This is a genomic window from Sneathiella sp. (assembly GCF_002694385.1).
Lineage (GTDB): Bacteria > Pseudomonadota > Alphaproteobacteria > Sneathiellales > Sneathiellaceae > Sneathiella.
This window is the reverse complement of the sequence record NZ_NZMB01000009.1, coordinates 31,153-52,485: the sequence shown is the minus strand read 5'-3', so window position 1 is coordinate 52,485 and position 21,333 is coordinate 31,153. Positions and strand designations below refer to the sequence as shown.

At 57.2% G+C, this 21,333-nt stretch carries 16 protein-coding genes; 7 read left to right on the top strand and 9 right to left on the bottom strand.

What is annotated here, in order from left to right; all coding sequences use genetic code 11:
• The first annotated feature begins 30 nt into the window (after positions 1-30).
• Positions 31-525, top strand: a complete 495-nt coding sequence (locus CMN55_RS04030; protein ID WP_366931966.1) for a hypothetical protein — start codon at positions 31-33, stop codon at positions 523-525.
• Positions 522-1,856 carry a pilus assembly protein TadG-related protein gene (locus tag CMN55_RS04025; protein ID WP_293948251.1) on the top strand — a complete coding sequence of 445 codons (1,335 nt, stop codon included), beginning with the start codon at positions 522-524 and terminating at the stop codon, positions 1,854-1,856. Before CMN55_RS04030 ends, CMN55_RS04025 begins: the two co-directional genes overlap by 4 nt.
• Here CMN55_RS04025 and CMN55_RS04020 read toward each other — a convergent pair.
• From CMN55_RS04020 to CMN55_RS04005, 4 genes are read right to left on the bottom strand one after another with little or no spacing between them, the layout of a single operon-like run.
• On the bottom strand, positions 1,812-2,750 hold the full coding sequence (locus CMN55_RS04020) for a DUF1853 family protein (RefSeq protein WP_293948250.1): 939 nt from the start codon (positions 2,748-2,750) through the stop codon (positions 1,812-1,814). The genes CMN55_RS04025 and CMN55_RS04020 overlap by 45 nt on opposite strands.
• Positions 2,743-3,579 (bottom strand): sulfite exporter TauE/SafE family protein, encoded by an 837-nt coding sequence (locus CMN55_RS04015; protein WP_293948249.1) that lies wholly within the window; start codon positions 3,577-3,579, stop codon positions 2,743-2,745. The genes CMN55_RS04020 and CMN55_RS04015 overlap by 8 nt, the downstream gene beginning before the upstream one ends.
• Entirely contained in the window at positions 3,576-5,024 is a 1,449-nt protein-coding gene (locus CMN55_RS04010; RefSeq protein ID WP_293948248.1) for a VWA domain-containing protein, read from the bottom strand. Before CMN55_RS04010 ends, CMN55_RS04015 begins: the two co-directional genes overlap by 4 nt.
• On the bottom strand, positions 5,024-5,971 hold the full coding sequence (locus CMN55_RS04005) for an AAA family ATPase (protein WP_293948247.1): 948 nt from the start codon (positions 5,969-5,971) through the stop codon (positions 5,024-5,026). Before CMN55_RS04005 ends, CMN55_RS04010 begins: the two co-directional genes overlap by 1 nt.
• A 196-nt stretch (positions 5,972-6,167) precedes the next feature.
• Here CMN55_RS04005 and alaS point away from each other — a divergent pair, with 196 nt between their 5' ends.
• Together alaS and htpX are read left to right on the top strand one after the other, a co-directional pair.
• Complete coding sequence (alaS, locus tag CMN55_RS04000; protein WP_293948246.1) at positions 6,168-8,840, top strand: alanine--tRNA ligase; 2,673 nt, start codon at positions 6,168-6,170, stop codon at positions 8,838-8,840.
• Positions 8,841-9,148: 308 nt separating this feature from the next.
• Positions 9,149-10,150: a zinc metalloprotease HtpX gene (gene htpX, locus CMN55_RS03995; protein ID WP_293948245.1), complete on the top strand. Its 1,002-nt coding sequence runs from the start codon at positions 9,149-9,151 to the stop codon at positions 10,148-10,150.
• Positions 10,151-10,167: 17 nt separating this feature from the next.
• Here htpX and CMN55_RS03990 read toward each other — a convergent pair whose 3' ends face one another.
• A complete protein-coding gene (locus tag CMN55_RS03990; RefSeq protein WP_293948244.1) occupies positions 10,168-10,800 on the bottom strand; it encodes a TetR/AcrR family transcriptional regulator in 633 nt (210 codons plus the stop codon).
• A 170-nt stretch (positions 10,801-10,970) separates the two neighbouring features.
• Here CMN55_RS03990 and CMN55_RS03985 point away from each other — a divergent pair, with 170 nt between their 5' ends.
• Genes CMN55_RS03985 through CMN55_RS03975 form a run of 3 tightly spaced genes read left to right on the top strand, consistent with a single transcriptional unit; the run spans position 10,971 to position 15,976 of the window.
• The gene (locus CMN55_RS03985; protein WP_293948243.1) at positions 10,971-12,779 is read left to right on the top strand and encodes an AMP-binding protein; all 1,809 of its coding nucleotides are present in this window, start codon (positions 10,971-10,973) and stop codon (positions 12,777-12,779) included.
• 21 nt (positions 12,780-12,800) lie between these two features.
• Positions 12,801-13,832, top strand: coding sequence for an NADP-dependent oxidoreductase (locus tag CMN55_RS03980; RefSeq protein ID WP_293948242.1), 1,032 nt, complete (start codon positions 12,801-12,803; stop codon positions 13,830-13,832).
• A 56-nt stretch (positions 13,833-13,888) separates the two neighbouring features.
• The gene (locus CMN55_RS03975; RefSeq protein WP_293948241.1) at positions 13,889-15,976 is read left to right on the top strand and encodes a 3-hydroxyacyl-CoA dehydrogenase NAD-binding domain-containing protein; all 2,088 of its coding nucleotides are present in this window, start codon (positions 13,889-13,891) and stop codon (positions 15,974-15,976) included.
• 35 nt (positions 15,977-16,011) lie between these two features.
• Here CMN55_RS03975 and CMN55_RS03970 read toward each other — a convergent pair whose 3' ends face one another.
• The 4 genes from CMN55_RS03970 to recQ form a co-directional block, all read right to left on the bottom strand.
• Positions 16,012-17,493 (bottom strand): DHA2 family efflux MFS transporter permease subunit, encoded by a 1,482-nt coding sequence (locus CMN55_RS03970; RefSeq protein WP_293948240.1) that lies wholly within the window; start codon positions 17,491-17,493, stop codon positions 16,012-16,014.
• On the bottom strand, positions 17,494-18,615 hold the full coding sequence (locus CMN55_RS03965) for a CaiB/BaiF CoA transferase family protein (RefSeq protein ID WP_293948239.1): 1,122 nt from the start codon (positions 18,613-18,615) through the stop codon (positions 17,494-17,496). It lies immediately after the preceding gene.
• 80 nt (positions 18,616-18,695) lie between these two features.
• Complete coding sequence (locus tag CMN55_RS03960; protein WP_293948238.1) at positions 18,696-19,364, bottom strand: DNA-3-methyladenine glycosylase I; 669 nt, start codon at positions 19,362-19,364, stop codon at positions 18,696-18,698.
• A gap of 155 nt (positions 19,365-19,519) precedes the next feature.
• Positions 19,520-21,325: a DNA helicase RecQ gene (gene recQ / locus CMN55_RS03955; protein ID WP_293948237.1), complete on the bottom strand. Its 1,806-nt coding sequence runs from the start codon at positions 21,323-21,325 to the stop codon at positions 19,520-19,522.
• Between the last annotated feature and the right edge of the window lie 8 nt (positions 21,326-21,333).

The following is a 21,333-nucleotide window of genomic DNA, read 5'->3' as shown; positions in this document are numbered from 1 at the left end:
TCAAATCAACGCGGCAGCCTGGCGGTGGAAATGGCTCTGTGTGTCCCGGCTATTCTTTTCCTGTTACTGGGCGGGGTAACGCTGATCCAGATGGCGCAGCTTAACAGGATGACGGAACGGACGGCGGCATTCATCGGCGATGATCTGGCGCAGCGCGATCGCCTGAGAGAGGCGGATTTTGATATAGCGCTTAATGTGATGGAGGATCTCATTGATGCACCGGGTGGTGCGGCCGACGTTGCCTTTCATATTCGCGCCTGGCGACAGGGAGAGGGCGGCACGACGCTGTTATGGGAGCGAAGCCGGGGAAGCGGGGAGATTGCCTGCCTTTTGCCGCCTCTCTCAGGCGGCAGTGTCTCATCTGTGATGGCAGGCGGGGGGATTCTCCATCTGTTGCAGCTTGACCTCTGTGTGCAGCCCGGCTCGGAATTTTATCTGTCAGGCTTTCTCGCCGCCTCCGGTTATCGGACGGACACGCAAATGCTCAGCATTGCCCGCCGTCCATCCGTCCTGAGCCCCGAATGACGTGGCTAAGGGACATTGCTAAACTGTTGCGCCACTTGTCTGGCGATGAACGGGGGGCGGCTTTTCTTGTTTTCGCGTTCGGTCTTTTTTTAACCCTTGGTGGTATGGCGCTCGCCTTTGACCTGACACGTTTTTTTTCTGCTAAAGCCCGTCTTTCTTTCGCCGTGGAAATGGCGGCGGTGGCGGCGGCGCAAAACCTCCCTTTCCTGGAGGAGGAAGAGCTTTTGACGCTGGCCCGTGATATCGCGGCGGCGAATTTTGACGGCGCCGCCTTTTTTAGCTATGCGACTGATGCACCACCTGCCATTTCTCTCGGCTTATTGCCAAATGAAACGGGGGCGGAAATCACCGTGACAGGAGAGACGCTTGTGCCGACAACGCTCCTCCGGGCTTTGCAATTTTTCGATGACGTAACGGTCAGCTCCATGGTCACGGCGCGCGCTGAACAGCCCGAGATGGAGCTTGCCCTGGTGATCGAGGCGTCAGAGGCGTTCGCCGCCGACGGGCGACTGCAAGAAGTGGCGCTGGCGGCGGCCGATTTCGTGAACGCATTCGGAACAGCATATTCGTCTGGCGATGGGGCGCGATTTGCCGTTGTTCCTGTCGGCAATGAATTCGTTAATATCGCGCCGCATGATGACTGGGTGATGGAGGGCGTCTGGCCGATCAATATTCCACCGCAGATTCCCGGCACCACCGAATGGGAGGGCGATCTGGCGGAAGACCGTTGGTGCGTATCTCCGCGGGCGGGAAGTGCAGGGGAAGACGATACACCACCGGACCTTGCGCCTTTCCCGCTGGTGCTGTCCCTGACCTCAACGCCGGATCCGGGAACCGGCTTGCCGCATTTTGAAAATGTCACTACGGCAAGTTGCCGGGCGGACCGAATTCTGCCTCTGTCCGATCCGGCGGCAACGGTCGCGGCGTTGTCCGGCCTTTCGGGTAATGGAGTGGCGACCCATGGCCGCGCCATGATCTGGGCGGAACGATCGTTGTCACCCGGGTGGCGGGAAGCGTGGAATGTGAGCCCGCCTCATCCGGTCGAATATGACGATGCTGCGGTCTCAAAGGCTGTTTTACTTGTTGCGGGGAGTAATCTCGCGGATGCAGTGGAAGAGGCGCGATTTCTCACGACATGTACGCGGCTGCGAGAGCAAGGGGTGGTTATCTACGTTGTTGACTATCTGGCGCCAGCGGCCAGCTCCAGCGCCTTGCAGCAATGTGGCGGAGCGGCGGCTCACTATTTCCGCACGGAGACGGATCTCGCGATGCGGGAGGCGTTCTTCTCACTCGCCAAATTTCTGACCATCGTGCGCTTTCCGGGCGCGTGAAAGCCAGTTATCCGGCGTGACAAAAAGTTGTTTGGTCACGGGTAGGGCCGGACCATTATTCTCCTGCATCAGCGCCACCAGCATGGGCATGCGGGAAGTTTGCAGCGCAAGGCGTACTTCATGGATCAGTGCGGCCCTGTCGCCTTTGATCACTTCATCGGGATAAAAAACAGGCGTGATCCAGCGTTTTTTCTCCAGCAGGCGAAAATGGCTGAAGGCGGGCAGTTCTGCCCCCTCCCGCAACTCCGATATAGGGCACCACAGGCCATAGGGAGCCTGTGGTGAGATCGTTTCAGGACGTAGTTTGACAGTCTTCCCGGCGGGCTGAAACAGGCGGCCTTTGAGATAGGGAGATGAACGCATCGCGGTTAAAGCGTGAGCCGGAAGCGCGGCCTGTGTCTCTACTCGCGCGGGCAGGGTTAGTTGATGGGTAAAGAGCCTGTGAAGTTTTTTGTCCAGCCGATCGTGTAATCCGGGTCCGACAAATGCGGCTTCCGCTGTTCCATCGCCGGTATTGAGGTAGAATTTGACAGCCAGTTCCCAATGGTACAGCGCGCCATCAACGTCAAAGATCAGGTCAATTTCGCCAATTGTCTGCTTCTCTTTGCGGATCACGAGATTGAGGGCAAGAATTTTGACTTGTGGTAGATGATGCAGCCAGAACGCCACAAGCCGCTCGAAATAACGGCCGAGGTTGAGCTTTGTCATATCGCCCAGCCATGCTTTCAAGGGGGCGGAATCTTTTCGTAATTGCTGAAGCAGTGCCGCTGTTTCCGGCATGGCGGCAAGATCGGGCTCAGGACCGGTTGAGAGCAGGGAAGGAGAGAAGATCACCCATTCCAGATCCCGCAGGGCGAAGGAAAGATGATTTCTCTCGCTTTGCACGTCATCCATAGAGGCTGTAGAACATTCTGAGCGATGTCAGAAACAGGAAAAAGGCAAAGGCCTTCTTCAGCATGTTCGCATTGATCTGATGGGCGATTTTTGCCCCAAGCGGCGCGCAGAGGGCAGCAAGTGGAAAGATCACCAGAAAACCGAGGATATTGACATAGCCGAGGTTGCCGGGCGGCAGGTTATCCGCGTTCAACCCCGACAGCAGAAAACCGATGGTGCCAGGCACCGCGATGATCAGCCCGATGGCGGCTGCGGTTCCGACGGCTTTGCGGATGGGATAACTGAACAAGGTCAGGATCGGCACGCTGAAGGTGCCGCCGCCAATCCCCATCATGGCGGAAAAGCTGCCGATAAACAGCCCGATCAGATGCTTCCACGGCGTTCCCGGCAGACGGTCGGCGATATGCGCATTTTCCGGTCGGAACGCCATATTCGCCGCCACCAGCAGGGCGCAGATTGCAAAGACCAACGTCAGGGTGTTGCCGCTCGCCACCCCGGCGAGAGCGGTGCCGATGATGACGCCGATAAAAATAATCGGCCCCCAGCTTTTAAGCAGGGCCATGTCCACGACGCCTTTTTTGTAATGGGAGCGGGCCGAGGAAATGGAGGTTGGAATAATCGTTGCTAGCGAAGTGCCAACCGCCACATGGATGCGCACCTCGTCTGATACGCCGAGGAAGGGTAGCAGGTTATAGAGAACTGGAACGATGACGATGCCGCCGCCAACGCCGAGCAATCCCGCAAGGACACCGGCGATCACGCCCGTCACTCCCATGGCGGCGATCAGGCCGAGCAGCAGGGGCAGGGAGATATCGCCGAGGAAACTCACGAGCTTTTCAGCAGATCACGGATGATCAGCTCCAGCTTGCCAAGGGTGTTGCAGGTTTCTGCCGTCGTGCAGTAAGGGGCGATCCGCAGCATTTCCGAATCGCCCGAGCCCCAGGCGGATTTACGCTCCGGGTTCAGCCAGATCACTCTTTTTGCGCGCTGCTTCACCTCTTTCAGGATGTCGATACGCGGGTCCGCCCCGTTGGAACGCCCATCGCCGAGAAAGATGACCGTCGTCCGGTTGTCAATCTCGTCAAGGCAGAGCTCCTTGAAATCCTCCATTGCGCGGCCATAGTCGGTGGAGCGGCCGCCGAATTTCTCGATGGCGAGCGGAATGGCGTCTTCCGGGCTCATCTTGTTAAAATTGTCGGTGACTTCCCCGAGCGTGCCGGAGAAAGCAAAGGAGCGCACCTTCGGCAGCACTTCATTGAGGCTGTAAAGGAACAGCAGCAGGAAACGTGCGACCTGCGCAACCGAACCGGACACGTCACAGACGGCCATGACCTTCGGCCGGTCTTTCTGTTTCTGTTTCCAGTGGGTTTCGAACATTACCCCGTCATAGGCGACATTGCGCCGCATGGTTTTGCGGATATCGAGATGTCCGCGGTTCTTTACTTTGCGGACGCGGGAATTGAGATCGGTCAGCCGTTTCGCCATGCGCCGGACCAGCTCGCGCATATGCTTGAAATCCCTCTGTTCCACATTGGAGAGGCGGACATTTTTCAGGATATCCTGCCGAAACTGTTTTGATTTTCCCGTGGCCGTGAAGGCAAGCTGGCGATCCACCAGATCGCGGACAGCCTCGAACAGGATATCGAGCCGGCCGGACAGCCGCCGGGCTCCCGTCTCATCGCCCTCGCGTTCGCGGCGGAACAGCTCCTTATTGGCCTCATTGAGGCCCATTTGTTCCATAATGCGGCGGGAATAAAGGCCGCGCTGCGTCATCAGGACAATGTTCTGAAGCTCGACTGCCCCGGCCGCCGACTGCATGGTCATGGTGATTTCCGTCCGGTCGTTGCGTTCCAGCAGATCGACAAGCGGCGATCCGGAGCCGCTACCGCTGGGTGAGCCCGAGAGCCCGCCGCCGCCCTGACCGCCGCCGGAGGTTGGATTTATGCCGCCGGAGCCTTGATCCAGCCGGTCAAGAACGTCCGCTTCGTTACCGTTTTCTTCTCCATTGCCATCTTCTTCCGGATCGGCAATTTCCTCTTCGGGGGCGAAATCGGGGTTGATGCGATAGCTGAAAAACTCATCGAAGCAGCGATCGAAGGCCTCATGCTCCTCAATGGTTTTTGCCATCACCTGCGACAGGGCGATTTTTAGCAGGCCCCGGTCCTGATAGCCGATGAGCCGCACAGTATTGGCGGCATCGACGGTTTCCTTGATGGTGACAGGCACGTCGGAATAGCGCAGCATTTCCACAAATTCGGCAAGCGCCTTGTCCATCAGACTCTTTCTTTCAGCGCCTCAGCGATAAACTTCGGCACGTCGCTGTTCATATTGTCGATATCATCCTCGAATTTCAGCAGGATATTGAGCGTGTTGCGCACAAGATCAACATCCAGCTTTTCCGCATGCAGCAGAAGCAGCGTGCGCGCCCAATCAATGGTTTCGCTGACGGCAGGGAGCTTTTTGAGATCCTGCGCACGCAGTTGCTGTACGAAGGAGACAAGCTGGTTGCGTAAGTCCTCCTCGATCTCCGGCACCCGTTTCTGGATGATCCGCCGTTCCAGCGCGGTGTCGGGGAAGGGGATGTAAAGATGCAGGCAGCGGCGTTTCAGTGCGTCGCTCATCTCGCGGGAATTGTTGCTGGTGAGAAAGACGAGCGGCTTGTTCTTCGCCCGGATGGTGCCGATTTCCGGCACTGAAATCTGATAGTCGGACAGAATTTCAAGCAGATAAGCCTCGAACTCATGGTCCGCCTTGTCGATTTCGTCGATCAACAGGACAGTTTTTTCTTCTGATTTCAGGGCCTGGAGCAGCGGCCGGGCCTCAAGAAATTTCTCGGAATAGAAGCTGTCACCAAATTCATGCAGCTTGTCCATGGAGGCCTCAAGACCCACAGCGCCTTCCAGAAGGTCGCCGAGTTTCTCTTTCAAAATCTGGGTATAAAGAAGCTGCTTGCCGTATTTCCATTCATACAGCGCTTTCGATTCATCCAGCCCCTCATAGCATTGCAGACGGATCAGAGGAGAGGCGAAAATCTCCGAGGAAGCTTTTGCCAGTTCCGTCTTGCCAACGCCGGGAGGTCCTTCCACAAGGATCGGCTTGTCCAGCTTTTGCGACAGATAAATCGAAGTGGCGATATGACGGTCGCAGATATAGCCAGCCGTCTCGAAACCGGCGCGAATTTCCTCGATAGCGGCGGCAGGGTCTTTGTCAATAAGTGTCACGTAACAATTCCAGTTTTTATTGTTGTTCATTCCTGTTGAAAGATTATCTGTTCAATAGCAGGCTCAGCGCCCTTTTGCCAGCGCTAACCAACTGGACAGCGGGCCTGCCGCGCGGTAATACTGGCCGCAAAGTGACACAAAGCGGCATTTGTGTGATGCGAACGGCAAATTCCGGCAAAGGTGGATGGATCTGGAAATGAATACGACGAAAGAAATACGCAGCGCCTTTCTCGACTATTTTGCGAAGAATGGTCATGAAAAGGTGGAAAGTTCGCCGCTGGTACCGCGTAATGATCCGACATTGCTGTTCACCAATGCCGGTATGGTGCAGTTCAAAAATGTCTTTACTGGACAGGAAAAGCGCCCGTACAGCCGTGCCGTGACGACGCAGAAATGCGTCCGCGCGGGCGGCAAGCATAACGACCTTGAAAATGTTGGTTATACGGCGCGTCACCACACCTTTTTCGAGATGCTGGGCAATTTTTCCTTTGGCGATTATTTCAAGGATCAGGCGATTGAATTGGCCTGGGGCCTGCTGACAAAGGAGTTCGGCCTGCCGAAGGAAAAGCTGCTGGTCACTGTCTATCATGATGATGACGAGGCGGCCGACCTGTGGAAAAAGATCGCGGGCCTGCCGGAGGAGAAAATCATCCGCATCGCCACGTCTGACAATTTCTGGTCCATGGGCGATACGGGGCCGTGCGGACCGTGTTCCGAAATCTTCTTTGATCATGGCGAGGGTATTCCTGGCGGACCGCCCGGCAGCCCCGATGAGGATGGCGACCGTTTTATCGAAATCTGGAACCTCGTCTTCATGCAATTCGAGCAGTTTGCAGACGGCCATCGCGAAAATCTGCCGCGCCCATCCATCGACACCGGTATGGGGCTGGAGCGGGTAACCGCGGTTCTGCAAGGCAAGCATGACAATTACGATATCGACCTGATGCGCCATATCATTGAAGCCTCAGCCCGTGTCTCCGGCGTCGATCCGGACGGGGAGTTCAAGGTCTCCCACCGGGTGATTGCGGATCACTTGCGTTCCTCTTCTTTCTTGGTTGCCGATGGCGTGCTGCCATCCAACGAGGGGCGGGGTTATGTGCTGCGCCGGATCATGCGCCGCGCCATGCGCCATGCGCATATTCTGGGCGCCAAGGAGCCGATGGTCTACAAACTGGTGCCGACACTGGTCCGCGAGATGGGCGAAGCCTTCCCGGAATTGATGCGCGCCGAAAGCCTGATCACGGAGACGCTGAAGCTAGAGGAAACCCGCTTCAAGGAAACGCTGGATCGCGGGTTGAAACTGCTGGGCGATGCCACGGCCGAGCTGGGCGAGAGTGCGCCGCTGCCGGGCGAAGTCGCCTTCAAGCTTTATGACACCTATGGGTTCCCGCTCGACCTGACGAAGGATATCCTGCGCGGCCAGAGCCGTGATCTGGACGAGGCGGGCTTTGACGCTGCCATGCAGAAACAGAAGGAGGCCGCGCGCGCCGCCTGGTCTGGCTCGGGCGAAGCCGCAACCGACACGCTGTGGTTTGACCTGCGTGAAAAGCTGGGAGCGACGGAGTTTCTGGGCTATCAGACCGAAGCGGCCGAAGGCAAGGTGCAGGCCATTATCCGAAGCGGCGAAGAGGTGGCGAGTGCCAACTCCGGCGAGGATGTCATGGTGATCTTGAACCAGACCTCATTCTATGGCGAAAGTGGCGGCCAGGAAGGCGATCACGGGACGCTCAGTACGGTTGGGGGATTCCGGATGACAGTGACGGATACCCAGAAGAAACAGGATCTGTTCATCCATATCGGCCGGATCGACGCGGGCGAGTTGAAAACGGGGGATGTGGTGGAAACGCACGTGGAAAACCGCCGTCGGTCCCGCTTGCGTGCCCATCACTCAGCGACGCATCTCCTGCATGAGGCGCTGCGTCAGACCCTCGGTGATCATGTGACGCAGAAAGGCTCGCTGGTGGCGGAAGATCGCCTGCGGTTTGACTTTTCGCATCAGAAACCGATGACAGAGACGGAAATCGCGACGGTCGAAAAATTGGTCAATGACCGCATTCGCCTCAATGCCGATGTGGCCGTGCACCTGACCACGCCGGAGGAGGCGATCAAAGCCGGGGCCATGGCCCTCTTTGGTGAAAAATACGGCGATGAGGTGCGTGTTGTTTCCATGGGCGGCGCGGATGTGAATAAGGGGGCAAATCGTAGCTTCTCAACGGAGCTTTGTGGCGGCACCCATGTCAGCCGCACGGGCGATATCGGCTTCCTCAAGATCATCGGGGAAACCGGTCTTGCCGCCGGAGTGCGCCGGATTGAGGCTGTGGCAGGGGAAGCCGCCCTTGACTATGTCAATGTCCGCGAGAAACTGCTTGCGGACGCGGCGGCAACCCTCAAATCCGCGCCGCAGGACCTCGGCAGCCGTATTGCCGGGCTGCTGGAGGAACGTAAGCGGCTGGAACGCGAATTGGCTGATACCCGCAAGAAACTGGTGAGTGGCGGCGCGGGCGGCGCAACGGAAGCGCCGGAAAAAATCGGGGATATCTCCTTCATCTCACGGCTTCTGAATGACGTGCCGCCGAAGGATCTGAAACCGATGGCGGATGAGTTGAAAAAGAACCTCAAAAGCGGGGTGATTGTTCTGATCGCCAATAATGAAGGCAAGGCCTCTATCGTTGTGAGTGTAACGAATGACCTGACCGCTTCCATCAGCGCCGTTGATCTGGTGCGGGCCGGATCAGAGGCGCTTGGCGGTAAGGGCGGTGGCGGGCGCCCTGATATGGCGCAGGCCGGCGGTCCGGATGGCAGCAAGGGAGCGGAGGCGGTTGCCGCCATTCGCATGTTGCTTGAGAAAGCGCCGATTGCCGCCGCCTGACATTTTATAAGCCCAGAAAAAGAAAAAGTCGGCAGGAATCAATCCTGCCGACTTTTATATACTTGCGAAGATACGGCTTCGCCAAGCGACTTGCGTTCAACCGGGGGGAGGTCCGGCGGAACGACGGCCCTGTCTCTGGCGTCAGGGCACCGGTCTGGTGCTTGTGACCGGCACCATTAAGGTGGCGACTGAATCGGGCCGAAACATGGCACGGAAGGGGCAATATTGCGATACAATATCTGCTCTGTTTGCTTGATATCCACCGCAATTTTCATACATAAGGTATGTATCTGGTTGCGGGGTATGAAATGAACTATTTCAAGACGGGATTGCTGATTGCCGCCATTACGGGCCTGTTTCTCGCGGTCGGATTTTTGATCGGCGGAACGTCGGGTATGGTGATTGCGCTTGTCATCGCCATAGCCATGAATGGCTTCGCCTATTGGAATTCGGACAAGATGGTGCTGCGTATGTATGGGGCGCGGCAGATAACCCGGCAAGAGGCTCCGGAGATTGTCGGCCTTGTCGCCGAGCTTGCCGGGCGTGCCAATCTGCCGATGCCGAAAGTTTACATCATGGATAATCCGCAGCCCAATGCCTTCGCGACGGGGCGAAATCCCGAAAATGCAGCAGTTGCGGTGACACAAGGAATCCTCAAAATTCTCTCTCGTGAGGAACTTGCGGGTGTCATCGCCCATGAGCTGGCGCATATCAAGAACCGCGATACCCTGACAATGACGGTGACGGCGACATTGGCCGGGGCGATCAGCATGCTCGCCAATTTCGCCCTCTTCTTCGGCGGGGGCGACCGGGATAACCGAATGGGAATTATCGGCACACTCGCCATCATGATTCTTGCCCCGCTCGGTGCCATGCTGGTGCAGATGGCCATCAGCCGGACACGCGAATACTCGGCCGATCATACGGGCGCAGAGATATGCGGCAACCCCGAATGGCTGGCATCTGCATTGCAGAAACTGGAGCGCTCGGCGCGCGGTATTGAGAACAGGGAGGCGGAGCGCAATCCGGCCTCGGCCAGCCTGTTTATCATCAACCCGCTTCATGGTGCGCGGGCGGACAATTTATTTTCCACCCATCCGGCAACGGCAAACCGCGTCGCAAAACTGATGGATATGGCCCGCAGTGTGATGCCGGGCGGTGGTGGGCGTTCCGGGCCGGTTAAGCAAAGCCGGGATAAGCGGAAACAACATATGTCGCCGCGCCCCCGTTCCTCACGTGGTTCTACCCCCTATACGGATGGGGATGATGGCTCCTCGGCTTCCGATCCGTCGCGTGGTCCGTGGGGCTAACAGCATCCGGTCAGCGCTTACAACAGGTTTTTCGGTTCCTTGACAAGGGCGCGTGTCAGAAAACGGATCATGTGATCAACATATTCCTGACGGCTTTTCCCCATGCGATAGGCGGTCGGGGCAGACGTCTGGATCAGGCCGATCATGGCATGGCCGATCAGTTCAGGCTCGACATCCTCATACAGCTCCCCTTTCAGCTTGGCATCCCGCAGGCGGCTGATAAATCCGGTTGCGAAACGATTGCGGATTTCCTTGGTGCTGGTGTCTTTCGGGTCAAGAATGCGCGTGTCGATCAGGGCGGAACGTAACAGCCCCGGATTCTGCTCCGAAAATTCCTGAATGGCGATCAGGCTGAAGCGGATATAATCCTCAAATGTCTCAACCTTTGGGATACGGGGGTAGACATAGGTGATCATATCTTCCAATGCGGAATCAGCGAAAGCGAGAAAAATTTCCCGTTTGTCCGTGAAATGGCTATAGAATGTGCCATGCGCGACATCCGCTTCCCGGGCGATGTCTTGCGGTCTGGTTTCGTGATATCCATTTATAATGAAAAGCTTTTTGGCTGCGGCAAGCAACCGCTGCCGCTTTTCTTCTTTTCTCTTGCTGGCTCTGTCTGTTGCAACCGCAAGATCCGCTGGTTCGGTCATGCGTTTCCCACCTTATTATTTTTTATTTTTTCGCCTCTACTACTGGCAATTGTTACAACAATTTGTCAATATCATCACAATAACAGTCCGCAGCATAAAATAGAACAAAAAAAACGGGGTTTGTTCCGCCTATGCCATCAGAGATAGCTTTCCGGCCGTTAAATCGGCCCTTGCCGGACATTGCGGTTATAAACAACAATGACGGGAGTTGGCGGCTTAAAAGCCGAACGCCGATCGGAGATATTGAAACGAATATCGCTTCCTATTACCGGCGCGCGGCCAACGAATTTCCGGACCGGCCTTATCTCGTCCGCTGCTCGCCGGACGATAAGTGGGCTGAGTTTTCCTATCGCGATATCCTGCAACAGGCGGAACGGATCAGCAGTTATCTGCTGTCCCGTGGTTATGGCCCCGACAAACAGGTAATGATTTTGTCGGGAAATAGTTTCGCACATGCAGCATTGAAGCTGGCGGGAGTGCAGGCGGGTATTCCTGTAACGGCCGTTTCCCCCTCCTATTCGCTGCTGGGGAGCGACTTTTCAAAATTGCAATATGCCGTGGAATTGACGACGCCCGGTATGATTTTCGCTGATGACGGAAATCTTTATGCAGCGGCGCTGTCATCTCTGGATCTTGACGATATTGACGTCGTGACAGTCTCAGGGGAAATTCATGGCGGCCGCCGCTATGAGGAATTGCTGGGTCCAATTGATCGGACGGCGGTGGATGCCGCTTATGATGCGGTGACCGGTGAAACACTGGCGATGATTCTCTTCACTTCCGGCTCGACCGGATTGCCGAAGGCGGTGCCTAATACGCACCGGATGCTCTGCGCGGCGCAAAAAACCCTTGAGCTGATTGGCGAACCCGCCGATCCGGTCAATGATCCGGCGCGCATTCTGTGCTGGCTGCCCTGGCATCACACTTATGGCGGAACGGTTAATTTCTTTACCATCGCCCGTCAGTGCGGCACGCTTTACATGGATGACGGCAAGCCTGTACCGGGATTATTCGAACGGACAATCGAAAATCTTGGCAGGGTGCAACCCTCGCGCTTCAGTACGGTGCCCGCGGCCTATAGTTACCTTGCGGACCGGCTGGAGCAGGATGACGATCTGGCACGGAAGTTTTTTGGCAGTGTCCGACTGTGTCAATATGGCGGCGCGGCCTTGTCCCAGGAAATGTTTGAACGCATGCAGCAGTTATCCATTCGCCATACGGGGTTGCGCACGGCGTTCGGGACGGGTTGGGGCTCCACGGAAACAACCGGCAGCGGCACGGCCGTTCACTGGAACACGGAGCGGGTTGGGTTGATCGGTCTGCCAACGCCGGGGGTCGAGGTGAAAATCCTGCCCGTGGGCGAGAAGCTGGAAATCCGCATCAAGGGCCCGAATGTATTGACAGGATACTATAAGCGGCCTGATCTGACCGCGCAGTATTTTGATGACGAAGGCTATTACTGTATCGGTGATGCAGTCCGCTGGGTTGATCCGGAAAATCCGGCGGCGGGAATGATTTTTGATGGCCGGGTGGCGGAGGACTTCAAGTTGCTTAACGGCACCTGGGTGAGCACCGGGCCGCTCCGCCTGGAGCTGATCGACGCGCTTGATCCGCTGGTGCGGGATATTGTCATTGCCGGTCATAACCGGGATGAGATTGGTATTCTGATCCTGCTGACGGAGGCCGTGCAGAAACGCCTTGCCGCCACAGACGCGGTTTCGGAGGATGGCAAAAAGATTGTCGATGCGATCCTGATCAAGGCTGTTCAGGAAAAGCTGGATGTCTATAATCAGGAAAATTCAGCCCCCAGCCGACGGGTTGGGCGGGCGCTTGTCATGGCGGCGCCGCTGTCGGTGGATAAAAATGAGATAACGGATAAACAATATATCAATCAGGGGGCTGTCCTTGCCAATCGTGCTGATCTGGTGGAGGAATTATACAGGGTGCAAGGCGCAGACGGCATTCTGCTGCTGCGCTGACAAATCAGGGGAGAGAATGTCATGACCGTTACAAACAGGCAGATTCTACTTAAATCCCGTCCCGTGGGAGAACCCACGCCGGATAATTTCAAGCTGGTGGAAACACCGCTACCCGAACCGGGACCGGGCCAGTTCCGTGTGAAGGTCATTTATATGTCCCTTGATCCCTATATGCGGGGGCGCATGGGGGCAGAGAAGACATATGCCGCCAACGCCGAACTGGGCGAGCCTATGGTGGGCGGCGGCGTCGGCGTTGTCGAGGCATCGAACAATGACAAATTCAAAACCGGCGATTATGTCATGTGCGCGACCGGCTGGCAGAGCTATTGCCTGTCTGACGGAACGGGCGTGATGAAACTCGACCCCGCCAGCGCTCCGATCTCGACAGGTGTTGGTGTTCTTGGTATGCCGGGACTTACCGCCTATTACGGGCTGCTGGAAATCGGCAAGCCACAGGCTGGGGAAACCGTGGTGGTCGCGGCCGCCTCCGGCGCGGTTGGCGGTGTTGTCGGCCAGATTGCCCGCATCAAGGGATGTCGTGCCATCGGTATTGCCGGATCAGCAGAGAAATGCGATTTCGTGGTGAAGGAGCTGGGGTTTGACGCCTGTCTCAACTATAAGGATGCGGATTTCCCGGCGCAGCTTGCCAAAGCCTGCCCGAAGGGGATTGATGTTTATTTCGAGAATGTCGGCGGTAAGGTGTTTGAGGCGGTTCTGCCGCTCCTCAATGACGACAGCCGCATGCCCGTCTGCGGTCTCATCTCGCAATATAACATGACGGATCTGCCGCAGGGGACAAACATGCTTCCCGCGCTGATGCGGGCGGTGTTGACCCACCGCATTCTGATACAGGGGTTCATCATCTCCTATCATTTCCATCATCTGCCCGCGTTTTTGAAAGATGTCAGCGGCTGGATCAGGGACGGTAAGCTGAAGTACCGCGAAGATATCGTGAAAGGCCTTGAAAATGCGCCGGAGGCGTTCATCGGGCTGTTGCAAGGCAAGAATTTTGGCAAGCTGCTGGTGCAGGTGTCGGATGATCCGACACGGTGACGAACTGCCAAAAAATATCAATAAAGTAACTTAAATGCTTGGAAGGATTTAGAAAGATGACTGCAATCAACGATCTGGTGTCGTATGAAGCAAGGGATGGCGTCGGCGTTGTCACCATTGACAGTCCGCCGGTCAATGCGCTCAGCCAGGGCGTGCGCGCCGGGATCAAGGGCGGGATTGAGGCCGGGGTTGCGGACAACAATGTCTCCGCCATCGTCCTCACTTGCGCCGGGCGCACCTTTATCGCGGGCGCCGATATAACCGAATTCGGCAAGCCGCCGACGGAGCCCGGGCTGAAAGAGGTGATCGGCATTATCGAAGCGTCCAACAAGCCAGTGATTGCCGCCATTCACGGGACAGCCCTCGGCGGTGGTCTGGAAACGGCGCTTGGCTGTCATTACCGCGTTGCGGTCGCCTCGGCCAAGGTCGGCCTGCCGGAAGTGAAGCTGGGCCTTCTGCCGGGGGCCGGAGGCACACAGCGGTTGCCACGCGTGGTTGGTGTGCCCATCGCGCTTGATCTGATTACATCCGGGGAGCATGTGCCGGCGCCGAAAGCCCATAAGCTCGGCCTGATTGATGAGCTGGTCGACGGTGATCTTGTGGACGGGGCGATTGCTTTTGCCAAAAAGATAGTGGCGGAAGGGCGCCCGCTAGTAAAAATCAGCGATCAGAATGACAAGATCGAAGAAGCGAAGAAAACTCCGGGGCTGTTCGATGAGTTCCGTAAAAAGAATGCTCGCCGGTTCCGCGGCTTCGAAGCGCCGGAGAACTGCATCAAGTCGATCGAGGCGGCGGTCAACCTGCCTTTCGATGAAGGGCTGGTGCGCGAGCGGGAGCTGTTTTCCGAATTGCTCGCGGGGGAACAGGCGAAGGCGCAGCAGTATTTCTTCTTCTCCGAACGGCAGGCGGCTAAAATTCCGGATGTGCCGAAAGACACTCCGCTCATCGACATCAAGTCCGCGGGCGTGATTGGCGCGGGCACCATGGGCGGCGGCATTGCCATGAATTTCCTGCAGGCGGGCATCCCGGTGATCATCGTTGAGACCAGCCAGGAGGCCTTGGATCGCGGTATCGAGATCATCAAGAAGAACTATGCCGCAACTGTCTCCAAAGGCCGTCTTTCGCAGGAGAAAATGGACAAATACCTGTCCCTGCTGACGGGCACCACACAGCTTGAGGATATCAAGGATGTGGATATTGTTATCGAGGCAATTTTCGAGAATATGGAGGTGAAGAAGGAGATCTTCGGCAAGCTCGACAAGATCTGCAAGCAGGGCGCCATTCTCGCAACCAATACCTCGACCCTCGATATCGACGAGATCGGTGCAGCGACGACACGGCCGGAATATGTCATCGGGCTGCATTTTTTCAGCCCGGCCAATGTCATGAAGCTGCTGGAGGAAGTGCGGACGCAGAAAACCAGCGCGTCCGTCATGGCGACCTGTATGGCGCTCGCCAAGAAAATCGGTAAGGTGCCGGTCATGGTCCGCGTCTGTGAGGGTTTTACCGGCAACCGGATGCTCGCCAAACGGACGGATCAGGCACAGAAGCTGATCCTGGAAGGCGCGAAGATCGAAGATGTGGACCGTGTTCTCTATGACTTCGGCTTCCCCATGGGACCGTTCGCCATGGGCGATCTGGCGGGCAATGACGTCAGCTGGCGCATCCGTCAGGGCAAGGGCGTGAAAAGCCCGGTTGCCGACGCTATCTGTGAACTCGGTCGTTTCGGTCAGAAGACCGGGGCCGGTTACTATCGCTATGAAGCGGGCAGCCGCACGCCGCAGCCTGATCCGGTGGTGGAGGAAATCATCGAAAAGGCCGCGAAAGAGGCAGGCGTCACACGCCGCAAGATCACGGATGAGGAAATCCTCAAACGCTGCATCTACCCGATGATCAATGAAGCGGCGAAAATCCTCGAAGAGGGGATGGCGACACGCGCCAGCGATATTGATGTGATCTGGGTTTATGGTTATGGCTGGCCGATCTACCGCGGCGGTCCGACCCGTTATGCCGATCATATCGGCGTTGAGAATATCTATAACGATATGCTGCGCTTCAAGTCGGCGCTCGGCGGGGAGGAATGGACGCCTGCGCCGTTGCTGGAAAAGCTGGCGAAAGAAAAGAAGGGCTTCAAGGACCTCTGATCCTGAGCTTTAATTAAAACCGGAAACCCCGCGGATCAGTCTGCGGGGTTTTTCTTTGTCCGCTTCGGCGCGGTAAAAGTGACATACAGTACCGGAATGAGGGCCAGCGCAATAAAGACGCAGGCGATCATAAAGCAATCCTGGAAAGTCAGGGTCATGGCCTCAACAGATTGCGAGGGAGAGAGCGGCGCGCCGTTGTTGAGATCAATCATTTCATTTTGGTAACGGACGGAATGAGCCGTAATCAGCAGGGCGATGATATTGACGCCGATAGTCCCGCCCAGCATGCGGCAGAAATTGAGCGCGCCGCTCGCCTGCGGCACCCGCTGTGTATCGACGCTGGAGAGGCCGAGCGTGCTGTTGGAGGGCAGGATAAAGCCGAGCGCGACCCGGCTCAGCAGCACCCATCCGGCAATCATCAGATATGAACTGGTCTGTTCCGCATGGGTCAGGGCATAGGCGGCAATGACAAACAGCGTAACGCCGACCAGCAGCAGGCGGTGCGTCGGCATCAGATCAACCAGCCGCCCGGCGATGGGTGAGACAACGGCGAGGGCGAGCCCGCCTGGCAGCAGCAGAAGCCCGGCATGGGTGGCGTCGCTCATCTGCACGGTCCGAGCGAACAGGGGAATCATATAGATGCTGGAAAACATGCCCGCACTGGTAATCGCGCCGATGATCACTGCCGAGACGAATTTCGGGTTACGGAACATGGCGAGATGCAGCAGCGGCGTTCTGCTGCGCAGCTCCCGGCTTAAAAACAGCGCGAAAGCGACAAGCGCGATGGCCAGGAAGACAATCACCTGCCAGTCCGTGACGGAATGAAACTGGCTGTTGGAAAGGCCGGTCAGGAGCGTGCCGACGGTCAGCGCAATCAACAGAAAGCTGATCAAATTGAACGGCCCGGTGCCTGGCGCGTCTTCCCGACCGGGCAGGAATATCCAGCCCATGATCGCCGCACAGAGGGAGAGGGGTAGCGCCGCCGTAAAGGTGAAATGCCAGTCGAGGCTGTCGGTGATGACACCGCCGATGGTTGGACCTATAGCGGGGCCGAGAACGATCACCATGCTGAACATGCCAAGCGCCGATCCGCGCCGGTTTTCAGGAAACAACATAAAGACAAGCGCCATGGACAGCGGCTGGATGATCCCGGCGCCCGCACCCTGCAAAACCCGGGCGAAGATCAGCAGGTTGAAGGCCGGAGCGAACTGACCGATCATGCAGCCGGTGAAAAACAGGGCCGAGGCGAACAGCAGTGTCTTGCGCGCGCCGATATTCTGCAGCAGCCAGGCAGAGGTCAGCATACAGACCGCATTAGCGCACAGAAAACCGGTGGACATCCACTGCGCCGAGGCTTGCGTGATGCTGTAGTCCGCCATGATATTGGTGAGCGCGACATTGATCATGGTGGAGGAGAAAATCGCCGCCAGCAGGCCGATAATCACCGCAAAAACGGCGAACCATTTATAGGCTGCGCCGTATTTCTCCTCCAGCCGTTCAATCCGCTCGCTCGCCATTTATCCGGCAAATTCCTTTCTGAGAGCATCGTTGTGCTCTCCAAGGGCCGGGATCGCGCCATATTCCTGCGCCTCACCTGCAAACATAATCGCGGAGGCGGGGACGGAGACGGGGCCTGACGGGCTGTCTGTGGTGATGCGCTCAAGTTGCGGGTGTTCCGACAGATCGGCGACGGAGTTGAGCGATCCGAATGCGATCCGGCCGGCCATTAGGCGCTTCACGACTTCTTCTCGCGAAAGGCTGCCGAACACGGCATTGATCACCTCATTGAGAGCCGCCCGATTTTCGACGCGGAGAATATTGGTCTTGAAGCGCGGGTCATCGGCAAGGGCCGCGTTGCCAAGGCCATGCTCACAGAGATTACGCCATTCCGTCTGGTTCTGGATGGAGATGACAACCGGTCCATCCAGTGTTTCATAGGCTTCATAGGGCGCGATGGAAGGGTGGGACAGGCCGACGCGGCCGGGCGCCTTCCCGCCATAGTCATGATGCAGCAGCGGCACCGCCATCCAGTCCGCCATGCCGGCGAACAGGGTTGATTTAACGGCGCGGCCCTTGCCGGTGCGGTCCCGCTCATAGAGAGCTTCCAGCACGCCGACAAGCCCGTGCATTCCGGCGGCAATATCACAGACGGAGACACCAACGCGGCCGGGTCCTTCCGGTGTGCCGGTGATGGTGGCAAGGCCTGTTTCACTCTGGACCAGCATGTCGTAGGCCTTCATTTTGGCGTAGGGACCGTCCTCTCCATATCCGGAGATATCGACGGTAATCAGCCGCGGATGGGCGATGCGCAATGTTTCGCAATCAAGGCCATAGCGGCCGACCGCGCCGGGCGCGAGATTCTGGATAAACACATCTGCCTTGGCGATCATGTTTTTCAGCAGTGCCAGATCCTCCTCCTGCTTGATGTCGAGCTGGATGGATTCCTTGCCCCGGTTCAGCCAGACGAAATAGCTGCTCTGGCCGTTGACCACATCGTCATAGGCGCGGGCGAAGTCACCCTCTGGCCGTTCAATCTTGATGACGCGGGCGCCCGCGTCGGCCAGTCGGCTGGAGAGATATGGGGCGGCAACCGCCTGTTCGAGGGAGATGACGAGGATGCCGTCAAGAGGTTTGGACATGGTGCTTTCTCTATTGTGTTCTTGAGGGTGCCAGGCGGGCATTTCCTGCCCGTTCTTCGTGAGTTATTGAAATTCTGCTGTCAGCCCGTCCAGGCGGCGAGAGTGCGGCTTATATAGGCATAGGGAGCATTGCTTTCGGCATGCCAGCGGTTGAAGGCCTCCTGCACAATGGCTTGATCCTTCTTGGAGGTAAGCTTGCCTTCCGCCACGCCGAGCTGGTTGAGGGCGCTTATGACATCTTTGGTGAGGATATAGCCGTCTTTTCCCATCATACGCAGGAAGTAGGGGCCGCTATTACCACCGAGCTGTTTGAAACGCTTCGTCAGGTCGGCATATAACCCGGCAATATCCTCGCGCGGCCAGTCGGCGACATAGGCGCCGAAGCTGCCATATTGCTTTTCCACTTCCAGCATGGCGGCGGCATTGTGATGGGTCGCGCGGATTTTACCGAGATGGCGGATGATCGCGCCATTTTCCATCAGGGACGCGATGTCATCCTCACTCATAAAGGCGACTTTGGCGGGGATGAAACCATGAAAGGCGTCCTCGAACGCGGGCCATTTGCCCTTCACCATGGCGGTGTTGAGGCCGCTTGAAAAAATCCGGAAGCTCATTTCCGAAAAATACCGATCAGCCGATATGCTGCGAAGCTCGTCCGCCTGTTTGATTTCCGGCATGCGGGCTTCAAGGGCGGCTGCTCCGCCTGCCTTTTCCGCCGTCGTGGCCTGTATCTCTTTGAATGAAATCATGGAGCTTATATCTCTCTGCATTGCGATTTTCCGCAACCATCTCAATGGGGCATGATCGCCATATGATCTGTTTATATCATAAAATTTATATCATGCCGCGCGCCGGATAAACATGGAATAACAGTTCTGACAGAGCCGCATGGATCCAGAATGCGTCAAAGGGCGGGCGTATCGATTGCTTTGAGGAAGGCGGGCCCGTATTTCTCCAGCTTGCTGCGGCCAACGCCCTGAAGCTCGCCAAAGGCGGTGAGGGTTTGCGGCCGAGCCACCGCCATTTCAATCAGCGTCTTGTCATGGAATATGACATAGGGTGGGACATTCTGTTCTTTCGCAAGAGTAAGGCGAACGGATTTCAGGAGGTTGAAAAGCGCTTCCTCCTCCTTGCTGGCGAAACGGCGGGGCGTGTCAGCGGTGCCGGTCTTGCGGCCCTTTTCGGCGGGCGGACGTTTCAGCTCCAGCCGGCACTCTCCCTTCAGCACTGGACGGCAGCTCTCATCGAGGGAAAAGGTGCCATAGCCGTCCGCATCCACATTGATATATCCGAGGGCGAGGAGCTGGCGCAGGATGGATTGCCATTCATGCCGGCTGTAATCCTTGCCAAGACTGTAGGTGCTGAGTTGACTATGCCCGAACTTTCGGATCCGGTCCGTATCGGCGCCGAGCAAGATATCGATGATATGTGTTGCACCGAAATTCTCGCCACTGCGCCAGATGGTGGACAGTGCCATCTGCGCGGCTTCCGTGCCGTCAAAGAGCGCGGGCGGTGTCAGGCAGTTATCGCAATTGCCACAGCTGTCCGGCGGGGTTTCTCCAAAATATTTCAGGATCAGGTGACGGCGGCACAGCGCGCTCTCGCAATATTGCAGCAGGCTTTCCAGCTTGCCGCGATCAAGCTGCTGCTGCGCCAGCGTCTTGTCCGGATTGCGCATCAGTGATTTCAGCTTGGCGACATCCTGAATACCATAGGATAGCCAGGCATCGGCGGGCAGACCATCACGCCCGGCGCGGCCCGTCTCCTGATAATAGCTTTCCATGTTTTTCGGCAAATCCAGATGCGCGACAAAGCGCACATCCGGTTTGTCGATCCCCATGCCAAAGGCGATGGTGGCGACGATAACGACCGCCTCCTCCTTCAGGAAGCGTGACTGGGTTTCCCGGCGCAGTTCCGCGTCCAGCCCGGCGTGATAGGGCAGGGCGATGCGGCCGCTCGCGGCGATTTTCTCCGCCACCTGCTCAACTTTACGCCGCGACATGCAATAGACAATGCCCGCGTCCGTCGCATGTTCACGCCCGATAAAATCAAGGAGTTGCGACATGCCATTTGCTTTCGGGACAAGGCGGTAGCGGATATTGGGACGGTCAAATCCCGCCCGAAAGACGGCCCCGAAGGACAGGCCGAGCCGGTTGATGATATCTTTTTCCGTCGGCGCATCCGCTGTGGCGGTCAGAGCAAGGCGGGGAATGTTTGGAAAACTTTCTGCAAGTACGGCCAGGCGCAGATATTCGGGACGGAAATCATGTCCCCATTGAGAGACGCAATGCGCTTCGTCAATGGCGAACAGCGAGATATCGAGCTGTCCCAGAAGGTCAATAAAGCCACCCGAAAAAAGTCGTTCCGGTGCGATATAGAGGAGCTTCAATGTGCCGTCCAGAAGCTGTTTGCGCACCGCCGCCTGTTCCTCCGGGCTGTGGCTGGAATTGAGTGCTGCCGCGGCAACGCCAAGCTGCTGCAATGCCTCTACCTGATTTTGCATCAGGGCGATCAGCGGTGAAATGACAATGGCAGTGCCGGACATGGCAAGAGCGGGGATCTGGTAGCAGAGAGATTTTCCGCCGCCTGTCGGCATCAGCACCAGGGCATCACGCTTCGCCATGACATGGGAGATAATTTCGGCCTGCTGGCCGCGAAAGGCGGGATAGCCAAAAGTATCTTTCAGAATCTCGACAGGGGAACGCGACATGCCCCCTT